The sequence below is a fragment of the Mammaliicoccus sciuri genome (genome assembly GCF_002901825.1).
Classification (GTDB): domain Bacteria; phylum Bacillota; class Bacilli; order Staphylococcales; family Staphylococcaceae; genus Mammaliicoccus; species Mammaliicoccus sciuri.
In genome coordinates, this window is record NZ_PPQD01000034.1 from 159,350 (window position 1) to 177,085 (window position 17,736).

Genomic DNA, 17,736 nt, shown 5'->3' on the forward strand with positions numbered 1-17,736 from the left:
ACCTTAGCGCATAGGCGCTAAGGTGTTTTAATTTATGGGATTGTTACTTATTTTTATAAGAATTTTCTTTGTACTTTACTCCAGAATGAATTTTGAGGTAATTTCAGTGTTCGAATATATTTATCTTGTATTCTAAGTGATATAAAGTCTGTTTCTTGAATGCTTAATGCTTCATTATCTAGTCCCATAATTGGATAGTAGTTTCCTTCTTTATCGAGTATGATTTTAAGGGTTCTTGTATCACCTAATACTACTGAACTACTCACTGTTCTAAAATTGTTGTTATTCAGTGATGCGATTTCAGTTAGTTGCATGCTTCTAATTTTAGGGTCAATAATTGCGCCGTCTAATGATTTATTATATCCTGTTGATCCTGTTGGTGTTGATATTAACAAACCATCCCCGTTGAATGCCTCGAAGTATTCGTCATCAATGTATATTTCCATCTTCATCGGTTTGATAACACTTGATTTAATGTAAAAATCATTTAAACACATATAAGACATTTGATTATTCAAGTTTACTTCTAGGACAGGATATTTTCTGACACTTACTTCATGAGAATCAATAGATTCTACTAAATGTGGAATGTCATCAATACTAAAATCAACATATAAATAATTTTGGTCTAGTCGTGTTTTGATACCAATATATACTTTGTCTTTATTAAAGTTAGTTTTTCTACAAGCTTGTAAGAAACTCCCATCTCCTCCAACTGAAGCAATAATATCTGCATCATCGTAATTTGAAACAAATTCAAATCCGTGTGGTTCCATTTCATTCTGAATCTTTTCGCGTGTTTCCAATACGTCACGGTCTTTTGAACTAAATAAATAAATACGTTTATACGAAGTCATAATTTATTCCTCCCAAAAGTTACAGTTATTATTAAAGTCTGTTATTATTATAAATGTAAATATTTAAAATAGAAAGGATGATACTATGTCTAAACGAATTATAGCGATAATCATCGCAGCTGTTTTAGTTGTAGGTGGTATAGTTGTCAGCACAGTTGGCATATTTTTAGACGATTCGTGGAAAAAATCAGTAACAGATTCAGATGGTATTAGTGAGTCTGTCGTATCTGGTAGTGATAGTAGTAGTAAAATTGTTAAATTATCAGTAGATGGTACCATTCAAGATACGGGTGTCCAAGAGTCGTTATTTAGTGGAGGAGGGTATAATCATGAATCCTTCTTAAAACAACTTGATAAAATTAAAAAAGACGATCAAGTTAAAGGTGTACTTCTAGTTGTGAATTCACCAGGTGGTGGAACATATGAAAGTGATGAAATACATAAAAAATTAGAAGAAATTAAAGCTAAAGATAAAAAAGTTTATGTACAAATGAAAAATATGGCAGCATCAGGTGGATATTATATTTCAACACCAGCTGACAAAATTTATGCAGGTTCACAAACATTAACAGGTTCACTTGGCGTTATTATCTCAAGCATTAATTATTCAGAACTTGCAAATGATTTAGGTGTGAAAGATGAATCTGTTACTTCTGGTAAACATAAACAAATCTTGAATCCAATGAAAGAAATGTCAAAAGAAGAACGCGATATCATGCAATCCATCATTGATGATAGTTATAAACAATTTGTAAATGTCATTAAAGATGGTAGACATATGTCAGAATCAGAAGTTAAGAAATTAGCTGATGGTAGAATATATTCTGCACAACAAGCTAAATCAAATGGCTTAATTGATGAAATTGGTTATGAAGATGATGCAATTAAAGCATTAAGAAGTGACATTAAATCGAAAAATGCACAAGTTGTAACATATGATACATCAGGTGGATTCTTAAACTTCCCAATGGCTGCTAAAAGTAAACTTTCTTCTATGATAGGTTTAGATGATATGACTAAATATGAAGCATTAATTAAAGCGAATAAATCACCACAACCTATGTATTTATACGGTGAATAAGGAGGGATTGTAATGACAGAAACAAGTTATGAACAAGTCGCTACTACACGTGAACAAAGTGAAATTGAGCGTACTGTCAATAAATATATGTCTGATATTAAATCCATCGTATTTGCTGGATTCTGGGTCCGATTTTTAGCTTATATCATCGATATCTTAGCTTTAGCAGGATTTAAAGGTATTGTGTTAAGTCCGATATTTGCACTTACAGATATCAATGATTCTTATCTATGGGTGCCATACTTCAGTGTTGAAAATATGGCAAGTGCCTTAATATTTTATTTATATTTCGTGTTGATGACGTATTATTTTAAAGCAACACTAGGCAAGATGATCTTAGGTTTAAGTGTCTATCGAGAAGATACTCAACCGCTCAAATTGAAGGATGTCCTATTTAGAGAATGGATCGGGCGAATTATATCTGGTGCACTATTAGGCATTCCATATATTGTAGTAGCATTTACTAAAAAGCATAAAGGTATTCATGACTATTTTGGGGAAACAGTCGTTCTCAAAAACAAATATGTTCAAATGAGAAAAGACTTCCAAAATGTGATTGGATAACTAAGTTATAATCAAAAGAATTTTAAAGTCTCTTTAATCATGATAAAATATATTTATCAAGAATAAGGAGGCTTTTTTTATGGCGCAAGTTACATTCAAGAATGAACCAATTACAATATTAGGTGAGGAAGTTAAAATAGGTTCAGTAGCACCTGATTTTACTGTATTAGCAAACGACCTATCTGAAAAGACATTAAAAGACTATGAAGGTAAAAAGAAACTTATTAGTGCCGTACCTTCTTTAGATACAGGCGTGTGCAGTCAACAAACACGTAAATTTAATGAAGAAGCTGCAAATGAACAAGATGGCGTTGTTTTAACAATTTCTAACGACTTACCATTTGCTCAAAAAAGATGGTGTGCAGCTGAAGGATTAGATAATGTGATTACATTAAGTGACCACCGTGATTTATCATTTGGTGAAAACTATGGTGTTATCATGAAAGAACTTCGTTTATTAGCACGTTCAGTATTTGTTTTGGACAAAGATAATAAAGTTGTTTATGCAGAAATAGTGAGTGAAGGTACAAACCATCCTGACTATGACAAAGCTTTAGAAGCATTTAAAAATTTAGACTAATTAACAACCATAAACTGCTGTCCATTTAGTGGACAGCTTTTTATACGAAAGAGGGCAATTATGACTGAAGAAAAGAATATGATGGAAGTATTATTTGAAAAACTTGATGTAAAAAGTAAAGACCTCCACGATGAGAATGGACAAAGTTATATAGAGAATCTTGGTTTGGCGATGGAAGACATTTATACAAACCAAAGAGATCTTTTAGAACAATCAACATTACAAGAACGAAGAAAAGCGTTCCAATTTGCTTATTTAAGTTTATTAAAAGAAGAAGTGATTCAACCCAATCATCAAATGACGCCAGATTCTATTGGGTTTATATTAAGCTATCTTGTAAATTTATTTAACAAAAACAAAAAAGAATTAAACATTGTAGATATTGCAAGTGGTACAGGACATTTAAGTGCAACAATCAACGAACAAAATCAAGATAAGACATTGATGCACCACTTGATTGAAGTTGATCCTGTATTACAACGTGTAAGTATACATTTAGCTAACTTCTTAGAAATACCATTTGATGTGTATCCACAAGATGCCATTATGCCACTACCTTTAGAAGAAGCGGATGTTATTGTCGGCGATTTACCAGTAGGATATTACCCAGTTGATGAACGCAGTAAAGAGATGAAATTAGGCTTTGATGAAGGGCATAGTTATAGTCATTATTTATTATTAGAACAAGCTGTTACAGCAACTAGACCAGGTGGGTATGTTTTCTTAATCGTACCAACAAATATCTTTGAAGGCGAAGAAGTGAAACAGCTTCAAAAATATATTGCAACAGAAACAGAAATGCAAGCATTTTTAAACTTTCCTAATTCATTATTCAAGACAGAACAATCACGTAAATCACTATTAATCTTACAGAAGAAAGATCCTAGAAATACTAAGAGTGTTGAAGTATTGCTAGCAAATATACCAGATTTCAAGGCACAATCTCAATTGCAAACGTTTTTATCAGAAGTAGATGAATGGATGAAAGAAAATCATTCTTTATAAACTGTATTAATGCTTGATTCATAACTGTATTAGTGTTTAAATAGTATAGAATAGTATTATCAGGAGGAAGTCTAAATGACAAAAATTATAGCAATTAATGCTGGTAGCTCATCTTTAAAATTCCAATTATTTGAGATGCCTGAAGAAAAAGTTATCACAAAAGGATTAATCGAGCGTATCGGATTGAAAAATTCAATTTTCTCAATTACGGTTAACGGGGAAAAAATTACAAAAACATTAGATATTGAAAATCATGAAGTTGCAGTAAATATCATGATTGAAGCTTTAAAAGAGCATAATATCATCGAAGACATTAATGATATTCAAGGTACTGGACATCGTGTTGTTCACGGCGGAGAATTATTCCCAGAATCAGCACTTGTTACTGAAGATGTATTAGCTAAAATCGAATCATTAACTGATTTAGCGCCTTTACACAACCCAGCAAACATCATGGGTATTAAAGCATTTAGAAAATTATTGCCAAGTATCCCACATGTTGCAGTATTCGATACATCATTCCACCAAACAATGCCAGAAGAATCATATTTATACAGCTTACCTTACAACTTCTATAAAGATTTCGGTATTCGTAAATATGGTTTCCATGGTACAAGTCATAAATATGTATCTGAAAGAGCAGCAGAATTATTAGATCGTCCATTAGATCAATTAAGAATTATCTCTTGTCATATTGGTAATGGTGCTTCTATTGCTGCAATTGACGGTGGTAAATCAGTTGATACTTCAATGGGCTTCACACCATTAGCAGGTGTTACAATGGGTACACGTTCAGGTAACCTTGACCCAGCTTTAATTCCATATATCATGGAGAAAACTGGTAAAAATGCTGAAGAAGTATTAAATATCCTTAATAAAGAATCAGGTTTACTTGGTATCTCAGGTTCATCAAGTGACTTAAGAGATATTGAGCAAGACGCTAACGAAGGTAACGAACGTGCTAAATTAGCATTAGATGTATTCGCATCTAGAATCCATAAATATATGGGATCATATGCTACAAGAATGCACGGCTTAGATGCAATTGTATTTACAGCTGGTGTAGGGGAAAACTCTGACACAGTTCGTGCTAAAGTATTAGAAGGATTAGAATTTATGGGTGTATATTGGGATCAACGCTTAAACACAGGTTTACGTGGAGAAGAAGCATTCATCAACTACCCACATTCACCAGTAAAAGTTATTGTAATTCCAACTGACGAAGAAGTTATGATCGCACGTGACGTTGTGAAATTTGGTAACTTAGGATAATCAAGTATATTTAAAAGCGAGACAGGCGTAACTTATGTGTGAATAAGATGCCAGTCTCGTTTTTTTATGTTTAAAAAGTGATTCTTCGGTTATATGTAAGTAATGCATATTCTAAGGAGGATATATAAATGAGACCAGAGAGAGCATTAATGCGATTAGTTAGAATCGTTACACGCAGAGTCGTTAAAGAACAATCTAAAAAACAGAAACAAGAAAATAACCAAAACTTAAAAGATCAAAATAATAATCAAAACTAATATAAAAGCGTTCAGCCATTTCGACTGAACGCTTTTCTTATATCTATTTATTTACTTCGTGGTGTTCTTCGAATAATTCTTTTGTTGCTACAACTGGTTCGAAATCTTCAGGCATTGTTTCTGTTCTTACTACTAGAACGTCACATGGTGAGTTTCTCACTATTGATTCTGATACAGAGCCAACGATAAATCGTTCTACTGCATTTAATCCTGAAGTACCACACATGATTAAATCTACGTCAAATTCTACTGCTAATTTTTTAGGAATAACTGTTTTTGGAGATCCGAATTCAAGTTTAGTCGCTACATTATGAACACCATTATTCTCAGCGAATTCTTTATATCCAGATAATAAACTTTCAGCAAAACTTGTTGCTTTATTTACTATTTGAGTATCATAGGCTTCAACACTTGCATATGATCTTGAATCTACAACATTAACAATTGTTAATTTAGCATCATTACGTTTAGCAACGGCTACAGCTTTATTATAAGCCCATTCTGATTCAGTTGATCCATCTACTGCAATTAAAATATTTTTGTAACTTAACATAGAAACCGCCTCCTAGTTCTTTTATTTAATTATATCATAATTTTCTGAAAAAATAACAATATAAACTTTTAAATAATAGGGAATTTACACGATTTTTATATAAAGTATGTTAAGATTGCGTTATAGTAAGAAAATTAAAAAAATTTAGAAAATAAGGATAATATAAAAAATGAATAATAATGATTGCGCTTTCAAATTAGTGGCGTTATGATAAAAGCAAGGAGGAATGAAAAATGATTATTGGAGTACCAAGAGAGATTAAAAATAACGAAAATAGGGTGGCATTAACACCTAGTGGCGTGGCAAGTTTAGTTGCACAAAATCATGTTGTTAAAGTAGAAACTGAAGCAGGGTTAGGTTCACAATTTACTAACGAAGATTATCAACAAGCTGGAGCAGAAATTGTAAGTCAAGAAGAAGCATGGAATGTAGAAATGGTTATGAAAGTTAAAGAACCATTACAAGAAGAATACCAATTCTTCAAGAAAGACTTAATCCTATTTACATATTTACATCTAGCTGCTGAAGAATCTTTAACAAATGCATTATTAGAGAATGAAGTAACTGCAATTGCTTATGAAACTGTTCAGCTAAGCGATCGTTCATTACCATTACTAGCGCCAATGAGTGAAGTAGCAGGAAGAATGTCAACTCAAATTGGTGCGCAATTCCTACAAAAAACACATGGTGGCATTGGAATATTATTATCTGGAGTACCAGGTGTTAAAAGAGGGAAAGTAACAATAATCGGTGGAGGTCAAGCAGGAACAAATGCTGCTAAAATGGCAGTCGGTCTTGGAGCAGACGTTACGATTATTGACTTAAATCCTACACGTTTACAACAATTAGATGATTTATTTGGTGCAAGCGTGCAAACGATGATGTCATCACCTTTAAATATTGAAGAAGCAGTTGTTGAAAGTGATTTAGTAATTGGGTCAGTACTTATACCAGGCGCTAAAGCACCGAAACTTGTAACTGAAGAAATGGTTAAGAAAATGAAACCAGGTTCAGTATTAGTAGACATCGCGATTGACCAAGGTGGTTCATTCGAAACATCAGATAGAATTACAACACATGATAACCCAACATATGTTAAACATGATGTCGTTCACTATGCAGTTGCTAATATGCCAGGAGCAGTTCCAAGAACATCTACAATTGCATTAAATAATGCAACAACTCCATATGCAATTCAATTAGCAAACAAAGGCTACGTTAAAGCATGTCAAGATAACGAAGCACTTGCTAAAGGTTTAAACACAATACACGGTAAATTAACATATAAAGAAGTTGCAAAAGCTTTTGATAAAGAATACACACCTTATCAAGAAGTTTTGAGATAAAATTTTAAAAAATGTCTAACTCAGATTGCTGAGTTGGACATTTTTTTAATTTATGGAACTTGCTGAAAATGAGCAGAATACCTATAATTTGATTACATATTATTATTAACAGCAGGTGATTACATGAACAAAACCGAATATATTTCTTATCTTAAAGCTATCGAAGGCAGGACAAATTTGAATTTAGATCAAAGAAAAGAATTGTATATTAACCAAACTGGATTGGAAGGTGAAATGTATTTTAAAGCAATACTAGACACTATCGTTGATGTTAAGTATGTATATAATTTAGAAATCGGAACCTCAAATCATATACAAATTGATTTTTTAGTTGTTTCATCAACAAAAATCTATATTTTCGAAGTTAAACACTATACTGGCGATTGGTATTTTGAAGAAAATTATATTAAATGTACAAATAGTTTAAGATACCCGTCACCGCACATACAAACAAATAAAATTGAAAATAAAATACAATCAATCGTTAATACTCACAATTTACCAAGAGAAGTTGAAACCATTATTATATTTACGAATAGTCATTTCAATCTTCACGGTAAAAGACCACAAAATCAAGCAATACTACTTCCTCAAGAACTTTCTAGAGTTCCTCAACTCATTGATACAAATAATCAAGAAGCTAATCAAGAAATCTTAAATATTTTCAAACAATATGAATCTATTCATTCAACCTTTTATCAAAAAGATATTAATATTCTAGAAGATAAAGTTGGATCTGGTTTGAGATGCCCAAATTGTAGAAAATTATTTACTATTGCCTTTAAGAAAAACAAGCATAACTATAGATGTTGTTACTGTAGAAAAGATTTAGGATATGAGGAGTTAATATATTTCAACCTAAAAGAACTTTTTATCATAAAGAGAAAACCTTTTGATTTTAAAGAAGCTAAAGCATGGTGTTATCCTATACCAATACATACAGTCAGAAGAGTATGTAATAAATACTTTAAAAATACAAATATGCGAAATAAGAAATTTTATCTAGAAAAAAGTTAAAATATGAAGTACGATATTTTTCAAAAAACATACTTGATTTATTTAGTTTTCGGTACATAGGGTGTATCAAATTCTAATAAGGCATTGTTAGTAACAAAAGTCGAGTGAAATGTAACTAAGGGTGGCCATAGTAACAAAAGTCGGGTGAAATGTAACTAAGGCAGCCCATAGTAACAAAAGTCGGACGAAATGTAACTAAGGCTATCCATAGTAACAAAAGTCGGACGAAATGTAACTAAGGCAGCCCATAGTAACAAAAGTCGAGCGAAGTGTAATTAAGGGTGGCCATAGTAACAAAAGTCGGACGAAATGTAACTAAGGCAGCCCATAGTAACAAAAGTCGAGCGAAGTGTAATTAAGGGTGGCCATAGTAACAAAAGTCGGGTGAAATGTAACTAAGGCACCCCATAGTAACAAAAGTCGGACGAAGTGTAACTAAGGCACCCCATAGTAACAAAAGTCGGACGAAATGTAACTAAGCGCCCGCCAAACTAAAAAACAAGTCAACTCCACCAAAAAACCTGAGACGAATTTCGTCTCAGGTTTTTCTTATTATACGATCTTTGTACCGTGTACTTCATCGAATGGTATGTCTTCTATTAATTGTGATAAGTTATCTTTATTAAGTCCGCCACCTGGCATGATTGTAATATTGCCTTTTGAGTGAATCAACAATTTACCTAAATGGTTAATGTTATCAAATATCACACTATCACTTGGTCCGCCATGTGTTAGTAGGCGACTGAATTGGTGCTTAATTAACCAATCTAATGATTTTAATTGATGATATGGATTAATTGAATCAAATGCCATATGACAAACGGCAGGTATGATACCACATGTTTCTTTTAATGATTTCATCTTCCATTCGTCAAGATGACCGTGTTCATCTAAACAACCAAATACAAATGCATCAACTTTCAAATCTTTCAATTGTAATATATCTTGTCGCATGATTTCATATTCGAAATAATTATAGTTAAAATCTCCACCGCGAGGTCTAATCATGACAGCGACTTCGACATTGTGTTGATGACATAATTCTATTGCAATCTTTACCATTCCATAACTTGGTGTTGTGCCACCAACTGAAAGGTTATCGCAAAGTTCAATTCGATTTGCACCGTTTTTAATCGCTTGTTCAATTTGCGAAATTGTTTCTACACAAGCTTCTTTAATCATTTTTGGTAGCCTGTTAGTATGCGATGTCCATCTTCAGTTACAACGATATCGTCTTCAATTCTAACGCCAGCGACACCAGGAACGTAAATTCCAGGTTCAACTGTTAATACCATGCCTGGTTTGAATTCATCCGTATTTGCACTAGAAATGTCTGGGAATTCATGGACGCTTAATCCAAGTCCGTGACCAAGTCTATGCGGGAAGTATTCACCATAACCAGCATTGCTAATAATATCTCTAGCTACTTTATCGCAGTCAGCAATTTTAGCACCTGGTTTAATCATTTCAATTGCTTGTTTGTTAGCATCAAGTACGACGTTGTAAATTTCTTGTGCCTTATCAGAAGGTGTACCGAATGGAACAGTTCTTGTAATATCTGAACAATAACCTTTATAAATGACACCTAGGTCAAATAGTACATATTCATTTTCTTTTAAAGTTCTTTCTCCTGGTGTACCATGAGGAGCTGCTGCATGATCGCCGAATAATACCATAGTATCAAAGCTCATCTTAGAAATACCATGTTGTTTCATAGTTGTTTCAATATGATTTAATACTTCAATTTCAGAAACGCCAACTTCTAACTTATCAACGCCAGCTTGAATAGCTAAATCTGCATATTTAGCCGCTTCTTGCAACAACTCAATCTCGTCATTAGTTTTTACATTTCTAATATCTTTTAATACTTGATCAATATCAACAATTGTTTCTACATTAAATGCTTTTTCAATTTCACGAAGTCTTTTAACTGATAAATGCTCTGATTCTATCGCAAAAGTTTTATAAGATTGTTGTTCAATCAAATCGAATGGTGATTCTGTATCTAAGTATCCAACGATGTTTCCAGTGAAACCTGCATTTTTAGCTTCTTCAACTTCCATTTTTGGACAAAATAGTGTTTCTTCACCATCTTTAGTGACTAATAAGCTAAATAGACGTTCATGTGGTTCAGATAAATAACCTGTTAAATAAAAGATGTTCAAAGGCGTTGTAATCCATGCTGCATCTGCACCTTTATCTTTTAAAAATGTTGCAATTTCATTATGTTCCATTATTCTTCCTCCCAAATCTCTTTCTTACATCATTATTTTAGACTTCTTGATTCATAAATTCAAATTTAGGGTATATAATATACGGAAAAGACAATGTGAGGAGGGAGATTCATGAAAGTATCATTTCATGGACAATCAGTAATCTATTTTGAAAGTAAAGGACATAAAGTGATTGTGGATCCGTTTATAACAGGGAATCCATTATCAGATTTGACGACAGATGAAGTAGAAGCAGATTATATTATATTAACTCATGGTCATGGCGATCATTTAGGTGATACTGTTAGCATTGCAAAAAGAACAGGTGCAACTGTTATAGCGTTACCTGAAGCGATTGATTATTTATCTAATAAACACGGATTAGAAAACTTACATCCAATGAATATTGGTGGAAATATTGAATTTAATTTTGGAAAAGTAAAATATGTGCAAGCCTTTCATAGTAATAGCTTTACAGAAGAAAATGGAGAAATCGTCTATTTAGGTATGCCTGCAGGAATTGTATTAGAAACTGAAGCGGGTACAATTTATCATACTGGTGACACAGGCTTATTCAGCGATATGAAATTAATCGCAGATAGACACCCAGTAGATTTATGCTTTATTCCGATAGGCGATAACTTTACAATGGGCATTGATGATGCAAGTTATGCAGTTAATGAATTTATCAAGCCGAAAAAGGTAGTACCCATTCATTACGATACATTTGACTTTATTAAACAAGACCCTAAAGATTTTGAAAAAGCTGTAACAGAATCAGAAGTGCACATTTTAAAGCCTGGTGAATCAGTAGAATTATAAATGTATATGAAAGTAAGTTAAGAAAGCTGAGATGATTTTATCGTCTCAGCTTTTAAGTTTAAGAAGTAAATCTGTATAAAAGATTTAATTTAATGAGCGTTGTTTCAATCTTTTATTTAATTTTTAAGATATCATTTAATACATTAAAAATGTATAATAGAAAGTAATTCATAAAATTTGATAGAGGGTATAAACATGACGAAACATGAGCAAATTATTAAGTATATTGAATCGTTATCTGTTGGACATAAAATCTCTGTCAGACAGATAGCGAAAGATTTAAATGTCTCTGAAGGTACAGCTTACCGTGCAATTAAAGAAGCGGATAATCAAGGGCTTGTAGCATCTATTGATAGAGTAGGGACAGTTAGAATTGAAAGAAAATCTAGAGAACAAATTGAAAATTTAACATTTAATGAAATTGTTAAAATTGTGGATGGTCAAGTATTGGGCGGTAAACAAGGCTTATATAAAACTTTATCAAAATTTGCAATTGGCGCAATGGAATTAAATGATGTCGTTAAATATTTAACTAAAAATACATTGCTGATAGTTGGTAATAGATCAGATGTACAAATGGAAGCTTTAAAAAGAGGTTCTGCCGTGTTAATTACGGGTGGTTTTGAAGCGAATGAAGATATTATAAATTATGCTGATGAACACGAACTTCCGATTATTTTATCAAATTATGATACATTTTTAGTTGCCAATATTATTAACAGAGCTATATATGATCAAATGATTAAAAAAGAAATTTTAATGGTTGAAGATATTATGATCCCCCTTGAATCAACTTCTTATTTAGATGATAAACAAAAAGTGCGAGATTGGAACGAATTATCTCAACAAACATCTCATACGCGTTTTCCAGTTGTTGATAGTGAAATGAAAGTTGTAGGAATTTTAACGAGTAAAGATATTGTTAACGAAGAACAAGATAAAAGTATTAGAACGTTGATGACTAAATCACCTATTATTGCACATTTAAATACGACCATCGCAACTTGTGCCCATCTTATGATTTGGGAAGGGATTGAATTGTTGCCTGTTGTATCTACCTCTAAAGTATTAATCGGTATCATTTCTCGTGAAGATGTATTGAAGACGATGCAATTAATGAGTAGACAACCACAAATTGGTGAAACGATTCATGACCAAATTGCAAAACAAATCACAATGGACAACGGTAATGTTGTGGTGAATATATCTCCACAATTAACCAATCAATTCGGTATGTTAACGAAATCTGTTTATATTGCAGTTATTGAAGAAGCGTTACGTTATGAAATAAGAAAAATGAAAAAATCAGAAATCATGATTGAACATATAGACATTTATTATTTGAAAACTGTTCAAATCGATGACGATGTAGAAGTGAAGATTACAACATTAGATATCGGTAGAATATTTGCTAAATTCGAAGTTACGATGGTGAGCGGTAGTGCGACTGTTGCGAAAGCATTACTAATGTGTCAAATTCTCGAAAAATAAAAAGCGTTATGTTATACAACGCTTTTTAAAATATTATTGATGTTTTTTTTGTTCGAATTCTTCCCAAGCTTTGTTCTCAATCGGTAAGTTACCTTTAAAGTATTTACTTGCTGTATAGCCATAAGACACGTTTAAAATACCAAAGAATAATAATACTAAAACAATAATATAAGTGACTAATGTTGGAAATAACAATACTTGGTCTGCTGCAAATGCGATCATAAATATACCAAAGTAAAATCTTGAACGTGCTTTATGATACGCTTTTCTAACGTCACGTTTCGTTCTAAATGAACGTGCTAAATTTAAAATAGCGAATATTAAAGCAATAATCATAACTGTTACTGCTAAAGCAACAAGTGTAGACATAATTTCAGATGACATGTTTGATTCCTCCTACCAAGTCGAATTATATCAATTAATAAAATATAAGTAAATATAAAGAAAGAAGGATAATAATGGAAGAAATATTAAATAAAATAAAGCAATATGAAACAATTATTATACATAGGCATGTTAGACCAGACCCAGATGCATACGGATCTCAATTAGGTTTGAAATATATACTACAAGATGCTTTTCCTGAAAAGCATATTTATGCAGTCGGGCAACCAGAACCGACGCTAACATTTATTGGAGATTTGGATGAAATTGCAGATGAAACATATAATGGTGCACTCGTGATTGTTTGTGATACAGCAAACGCGCCACGTATAGATGATAGTCGCTTTAATACAGGTGCCGAATTAATTAAGATTGATCATCATCCACCAGTAGATTCATATGGTGATATTAATTTTGTGAATACTGAGGCGTCATCTACAAGTGAAATAATCTTTGATTTAAATAAATCATGGAATTTAAATGGTTCTAACGTAAGTGAGAAAGCAAGTAGAGTCTTATATTTAGGCATTGTTGGTGACACGGGTAGATTCTTATTTGATAATACGTCAACACATACAATGGAAGTTGCAGCTGAGTTAATGACGAAAGAATTCGAACGTACTAAATTACTTAATCAACTGAGTGAAAGAGACCCAGCTTTACTTCACTTCCAAGGATATATACTTCAGAATTTCAAATATGATGGTGAAGGATTCTGTTCAATTAAGATTACGAAAGATATACTTGAACAATTCAACTTACAACCTAACGAAGCTTCATTATTCGTGAATACCGTTTCTGATATTAAAGGATTAAAAGCGTGGGTATTTGCTGTCGATGAAGGTAAAGAAATAAGATGTAGAATTCGTTCAAAAGGTATAAAAATTAATCATATCGCAGCTCAATATAACGGTGGAGGACACCCAAATGCCTCGGGTGCATCTGTATATAGCTGGGAAGAGTTTGATGCATTAGCAGCAGATATTAAATCTGAAATATAGGAGGTGAGCGCATGGTAAGTCATTTAAATATTCATTCATCATATGATTTGCTCAATTCAAGTGTCAGAATACCAGATGTTGTTCAAAAAGCTAAAAATGAAAATTATCAAGCGCTTGCTCTTACAGATTTAAATGTTCTGCACGGTGCTTTACAATTTTATGATGCATGTATAAAAGAAGATATAAAACCAATCTTCGGATTAACCATTTATTTAGATGACCAACTCAATCAAGTTGAATGTGTGGTCTTAGCTAAAAATATAACAGGCTATCATAATTTAATTAAGTTATCTTCTGCTATTTCCATAAAAGAAAGATTTTCAACACCCATTGAATGGGTGAATGCTTATTCAGAAGGACTTATAATCATTGGTAAACAAATCAATGAAGCTAACTATTATTTATTCCAAGCTATAACAATTGAGGAAGATGATAAATATATTTCACATGATTCTATGATTGAAATGGATCATAAGAAAGTTTTTATGAAGTCTGCACTTTATTTGAATGAAGATGATGGTGATAGTTTAATTGCACTTCATGCAATTAAAAATAATGAAAAATTAACGATGAGTGATTTTCAACAAAACTTAAATCATCATTTTTTAACTAAAGAAGATATATCACAAATTAATATAGATGAAACGTACATACAAAACACAGACGAAATAGCTCAAAAATGTCATGTTGAAATTGAGTATCATCAAGATTTATTACCAAAATATAAAACGCCTGATAATCAATCAAGTGATGAATATCTTTGGGAATTATTAATGAGGAATAAATCTAAGTATCCACAGTTTAATGAAGTATATGAAAAAAGACTTAAATACGAATACGATATTATTGTAAAAATGGGATATTCAGATTATTTCCTAATCGTTAGTGACTTAATTAATTATGCGAAAGAGCAAAATGTATTAGTTGGACCAGGACGTGGTTCATCTGGCGGGTCTCTTGTTAGTTTTATTTTAAATATTACAACTATTGATCCGATTGAATTTGATTTGTTATTTGAAAGATTTTTAAACCCAGAACGTGTGACGATGCCGGATATTGATATCGACTTTCAAGATACTAAGCGCGATAAAGTGATTCAATATGTTCAAGAAAAATATGGTGATAATCGTGTTGCTGGGATTGTAACTTATGGACATCTTCAAGCGAGAGCAGTAGCAAGAGATGTAGGTAGAATATTACAGTTTGATGATGCTACACTCAATTACATTTCAAAATTAATTCCGCATAAATTAGGTATTACATTAGACGAAGCATTTGAAGATGATGCGTTTAAACAATTTGTTAACCAGAATCATTTGCATGAAAAATGGTTTCAACTAAGTAAACAATTAGAAGGTTTACCGAGGCATACATCGACCCATGCAGCAGGTATCATTATTAATGATCAGTCATTACACCAATTTGTACCTACAATGATGGGTGATACGGGTGTTTTAACGCAATGGACAATGACAGAAACTGAAAAGATCGGTCTATTAAAAATCGACTTTCTTGGTTTAAGAAATTTATCGATTATTCAACAAGTGGTCAATCAAGTGAAATATCAAGAAAATCAAATTGTAGATATCGAAAAAATACCTTTTGATGACTCTAAAGTCTTTCAACTATTGTCTAAAGGTGAAACAACAGGTATTTTTCAGCTCGAATCTCAAGGTGTTAGAAGTGTATTAAAGAGGTTAAAGCCTGACCATTTTCTCGATATTGTAGCAGTTACATCGCTATATAGACCTGGACCGATGGAAGAAATACCAACATATATTAAAAGACGTAGACAAAATGCAGAGATAGAATATTTACATCCAGACTTAAAAGAGATATTGAAATCAACTTATGGCGTTATTATTTATCAAGAACAGATTATGCAGATTGCGAGTAAGTTCGCAGGATTCTCATATGGTGAAGCGGATATTTTGAGACGTGCGATGAGTAAGAAAAATAGAGCAGTGTTAGAAAATGAAAGAAAACATTTTGTGAATGGAAGCTTAGAAAGAGGTTACGAGGAATCAACAGCTGTAAAAATATTTGATTTAATACTGAAGTTTGCAGACTATGGTTATCCAAAAGCACATGCTGTAGCATATAGTAAAATCGCGTATATCATGACTTATTTGAAAGTCCATTATCCGACATATTTTTATGCTGCGATTCTTTCTAATGTAGTTGGTAATGAAGTTAAGACAGAACAAATGGTAACGGAACTTAAAAGAATTGGTGTAAAAATATATCCACCGTCCATTAATCATAGTGAATGGTTCTATAAAGCAACTAAAAAAGGTATATATACGTCACTTGGTGCAATTAAAAGTGTTGGTTATCAAAGCGTAAAAGTGATCGTTGATGAAAGAAAAGCAAACGGAACATATAAAGATATGTTTGATCTTGTACATCGATTACCTAGTAAAGCGAAAAGTAAGAAAATGATACAAGCACTTATATATGCTGGAGCTTTAGATGATTTTGGTCAGACTAGAGCGACATTGTTACAGTCTATTGACGATGTTTATGAAAGTAGCGAGTCTGTTGGAGATTCTAATAATTTATTGAAAGAATTAGGTTTAAACGTAAAGAAAGAATTTAAAGAAATTGAAGAAATGCCTAATCTTATGAAAAGTGAATATGAAAAAGAATACTTAGGATTCTATGCAACTGAACATCCAATCATTTCATTATTCAATCAACATCAATATTTATCTATTTATCCATTAAGAATAGACCATAATAAAGTGCCGATGCTCGTAATGATTGCCTCACTAAGGAAAATTAGAACTAAAAAAGGTCAAAATATGGCTTTCGTCAATTTAATAGATGGGCTAAATGAAGTTGAAGGGGTTATATTCCCTGATGCATATAAACAAATTGAAACAACTGATATCATCAATGTCCCAGTAATTATTAATGGCAAATTCGAAAAAAGAAACGGTAAGACACAAATTATTATTAATCAAATAGATACATTAGAAGCATTTAAACAACATAAATTTAATACGACAAAAGAAGTCGTCGTAAGAAATGTAGAAGATTTAGCAGAGTGGATTACAAAAGACCACGATCGTTATATTAAAGTAACGTATTTTAATGATGAAGATTATAGTTCAAAAATGCTTGGCTATTTAAACTTAAATCATGGTAATTTTGAAGAATTTATTCATAAAATAGGTTATGAGAATGTACGCCTTTTATAGTCTTTATTAATTAAATAATTTATGATATAGTATTCTTCATGGTGGTCTGACCACTATGAAGAATTTTTTAATTTAATTATAGAAATTTAA

The 17,736-nt window shown here is 32.1% G+C and carries 17 protein-coding genes; 12 read left to right on the forward strand and 5 right to left on the reverse strand.

What is annotated here, in order from left to right; translation table 11 throughout:
- Positions 1 to 53 precede the first annotated feature (53 nt).
- Positions 54 to 857, reverse strand: coding sequence for an NAD kinase (locus CD035_RS12230; RefSeq protein WP_048539588.1), 804 nt, complete (start codon positions 855 to 857; stop codon positions 54 to 56).
- Between the two features lie 85 nt (positions 858 to 942).
- Between CD035_RS12230 and sppA the strand changes: the two genes are divergently transcribed.
- The 6 genes from sppA to CD035_RS14225 all read left to right on the forward strand — a co-directional run bounded on the left by sppA (position 943) and on the right by CD035_RS14225 (position 5,616).
- Positions 943 to 1,938, forward strand: coding sequence for a signal peptide peptidase SppA (sppA, locus tag CD035_RS12235; RefSeq protein WP_048539589.1), 996 nt, complete (start codon positions 943 to 945; stop codon positions 1,936 to 1,938).
- A 12-nt stretch (positions 1,939 to 1,950) separates the two neighbouring features.
- Entirely contained in the window at positions 1,951 to 2,502 is a 552-nt protein-coding gene (locus CD035_RS12240; RefSeq protein WP_048539590.1) for an RDD family protein, read from the forward strand.
- Between the two features lie 79 nt (positions 2,503 to 2,581).
- Entirely contained in the window at positions 2,582 to 3,082 is a 501-nt protein-coding gene (gene tpx / locus CD035_RS12245; protein WP_048539591.1) for a thiol peroxidase, read from the forward strand.
- Between the two features lie 60 nt (positions 3,083 to 3,142).
- The gene (locus tag CD035_RS12250) at positions 3,143 to 4,087 is read left to right on the forward strand and encodes a class I SAM-dependent methyltransferase (RefSeq protein ID WP_048539592.1); all 945 of its coding nucleotides are present in this window, start codon (positions 3,143 to 3,145) and stop codon (positions 4,085 to 4,087) included.
- A 75-nt stretch (positions 4,088 to 4,162) separates the two neighbouring features.
- Positions 4,163 to 5,359: an acetate kinase gene (locus tag CD035_RS12255; RefSeq protein WP_048539593.1), complete on the forward strand. Its 1,197-nt coding sequence runs from the start codon at positions 4,163 to 4,165 to the stop codon at positions 5,357 to 5,359.
- Positions 5,360 to 5,487: 128 nt separating this feature from the next.
- Complete coding sequence (locus tag CD035_RS14225; protein ID WP_255209528.1) at positions 5,488 to 5,616, forward strand: hypothetical protein; 129 nt, start codon at positions 5,488 to 5,490, stop codon at positions 5,614 to 5,616.
- 43 nt (positions 5,617 to 5,659) lie between these two features.
- Here the strand turns inward: CD035_RS14225 and CD035_RS12260 are convergent, their stop codons facing one another.
- Complete coding sequence (locus CD035_RS12260) at positions 5,660 to 6,169, reverse strand: universal stress protein (RefSeq protein WP_048539594.1); 510 nt, start codon at positions 6,167 to 6,169, stop codon at positions 5,660 to 5,662.
- A 233-nt stretch (positions 6,170 to 6,402) separates the two neighbouring features.
- Between CD035_RS12260 and ald the strand changes: the two genes are divergently transcribed.
- Positions 6,403 to 7,515 (forward strand): alanine dehydrogenase, encoded by a 1,113-nt coding sequence (ald, locus tag CD035_RS12265; RefSeq protein WP_048539595.1) that lies wholly within the window; start codon positions 6,403 to 6,405, stop codon positions 7,513 to 7,515.
- Between the two features lie 123 nt (positions 7,516 to 7,638).
- Positions 7,639 to 8,532, forward strand: coding sequence for a nuclease-related domain-containing protein (locus tag CD035_RS12270; RefSeq protein WP_048539596.1), 894 nt, complete (start codon positions 7,639 to 7,641; stop codon positions 8,530 to 8,532).
- Positions 8,533 to 9,084: 552 nt separating this feature from the next.
- Here the strand turns inward: CD035_RS12270 and CD035_RS12275 are convergent.
- A complete protein-coding gene (locus CD035_RS12275; RefSeq protein WP_048539597.1) occupies positions 9,085 to 9,714 on the reverse strand; it encodes a copper homeostasis protein CutC in 630 nt (209 codons plus the stop codon).
- Positions 9,711 to 10,766, reverse strand: a complete 1,056-nt coding sequence (locus tag CD035_RS12280; protein WP_103354277.1) for a M24 family metallopeptidase — start codon at positions 10,764 to 10,766, stop codon at positions 9,711 to 9,713. The genes CD035_RS12275 and CD035_RS12280 overlap by 4 nt, the downstream gene beginning before the upstream one ends.
- 111 nt (positions 10,767 to 10,877) lie before the next feature.
- Between CD035_RS12280 and CD035_RS12285 the strand changes: the two genes are divergently transcribed.
- Both CD035_RS12285 and CD035_RS12290 read left to right on the forward strand, forming a co-directional pair.
- Entirely contained in the window at positions 10,878 to 11,567 is a 690-nt protein-coding gene (locus tag CD035_RS12285; RefSeq protein WP_048539598.1) for a metal-dependent hydrolase, read from the forward strand.
- A 195-nt stretch (positions 11,568 to 11,762) separates the two neighbouring features.
- Complete coding sequence (locus CD035_RS12290; protein ID WP_048539599.1) at positions 11,763 to 13,058, forward strand: DRTGG domain-containing protein; 1,296 nt, start codon at positions 11,763 to 11,765, stop codon at positions 13,056 to 13,058.
- A gap of 33 nt (positions 13,059 to 13,091) precedes the next feature.
- Here the strand turns inward: CD035_RS12290 and CD035_RS12295 are convergent, their stop codons facing one another.
- Positions 13,092 to 13,442: a YtpI family protein gene (locus tag CD035_RS12295; protein ID WP_048539600.1), complete on the reverse strand. Its 351-nt coding sequence runs from the start codon at positions 13,440 to 13,442 to the stop codon at positions 13,092 to 13,094.
- 74 nt (positions 13,443 to 13,516) lie between these two features.
- Here CD035_RS12295 and CD035_RS12300 point away from each other — a divergent pair, with 74 nt between their 5' ends.
- Together CD035_RS12300 and CD035_RS12305 are read left to right on the forward strand one after the other, a co-directional pair.
- Positions 13,517 to 14,443, forward strand: a complete 927-nt coding sequence (locus CD035_RS12300; protein ID WP_048539601.1) for a DHH family phosphoesterase — start codon at positions 13,517 to 13,519, stop codon at positions 14,441 to 14,443.
- 11 nt (positions 14,444 to 14,454) lie between these two features.
- Positions 14,455 to 17,646 (forward strand): DNA polymerase III subunit alpha, encoded by a 3,192-nt coding sequence (locus CD035_RS12305; protein WP_048539602.1) that lies wholly within the window; start codon positions 14,455 to 14,457, stop codon positions 17,644 to 17,646.
- Positions 17,647 to 17,736: the final 90 nt, after the last annotated feature.

What these genes read in the sequence shown, in the direction of transcription:
- sppA (WP_048539589.1), top strand. Translation starts at nt 943, where the DNA reads ATGTCTAAACGAATTATAGCGATAATCATCGCAGCTGTTTTAGTTGTA.
- CD035_RS12305 (WP_048539602.1), top strand. Translation starts at nt 14,455, where the DNA reads ATGGTAAGTCATTTAAATATTCATTCATCATATGATTTGCTCAATTCA.
- CD035_RS12230 (WP_048539588.1), bottom strand. Translation starts at nt 857, where the DNA reads ATGACTTCGTATAAACGTATTTATTTATTTAGTTCAAAAGACCGTGAC.
- CD035_RS12295 (WP_048539600.1), bottom strand. Translation starts at nt 13,442, where the DNA reads ATGTCATCTGAAATTATGTCTACACTTGTTGCTTTAGCAGTAACAGTT.
- CD035_RS14225 (WP_255209528.1), top strand. Translation starts at nt 5,488, where the DNA reads ATGAGACCAGAGAGAGCATTAATGCGATTAGTTAGAATCGTTACACGC.
- CD035_RS12240 (WP_048539590.1), top strand. Translation starts at nt 1,951, where the DNA reads ATGACAGAAACAAGTTATGAACAAGTCGCTACTACACGTGAACAAAGT.
- ald (WP_048539595.1), top strand. Translation starts at nt 6,403, where the DNA reads ATGATTATTGGAGTACCAAGAGAGATTAAAAATAACGAAAATAGGGTG.
- CD035_RS12290 (WP_048539599.1), top strand. Translation starts at nt 11,763, where the DNA reads ATGACGAAACATGAGCAAATTATTAAGTATATTGAATCGTTATCTGTT.
- CD035_RS12270 (WP_048539596.1), top strand. Translation starts at nt 7,639, where the DNA reads ATGAACAAAACCGAATATATTTCTTATCTTAAAGCTATCGAAGGCAGG.
- CD035_RS12260 (WP_048539594.1), bottom strand. Translation starts at nt 6,169, where the DNA reads ATGTTAAGTTACAAAAATATTTTAATTGCAGTAGATGGATCAACTGAA.
- CD035_RS12255 (WP_048539593.1), top strand. Translation starts at nt 4,163, where the DNA reads ATGACAAAAATTATAGCAATTAATGCTGGTAGCTCATCTTTAAAATTC.
- CD035_RS12250 (WP_048539592.1), top strand. Translation starts at nt 3,143, where the DNA reads ATGACTGAAGAAAAGAATATGATGGAAGTATTATTTGAAAAACTTGAT.
- CD035_RS12280 (WP_103354277.1), bottom strand. Translation starts at nt 10,766, where the DNA reads ATGGAACATAATGAAATTGCAACATTTTTAAAAGATAAAGGTGCAGAT.
- CD035_RS12275 (WP_048539597.1), bottom strand. Translation starts at nt 9,714, where the DNA reads ATGATTAAAGAAGCTTGTGTAGAAACAATTTCGCAAATTGAACAAGCG.
- tpx (WP_048539591.1), top strand. Translation starts at nt 2,582, where the DNA reads ATGGCGCAAGTTACATTCAAGAATGAACCAATTACAATATTAGGTGAG.
- CD035_RS12285 (WP_048539598.1), top strand. Translation starts at nt 10,878, where the DNA reads ATGAAAGTATCATTTCATGGACAATCAGTAATCTATTTTGAAAGTAAA.
- CD035_RS12300 (WP_048539601.1), top strand. Translation starts at nt 13,517, where the DNA reads ATGGAAGAAATATTAAATAAAATAAAGCAATATGAAACAATTATTATA.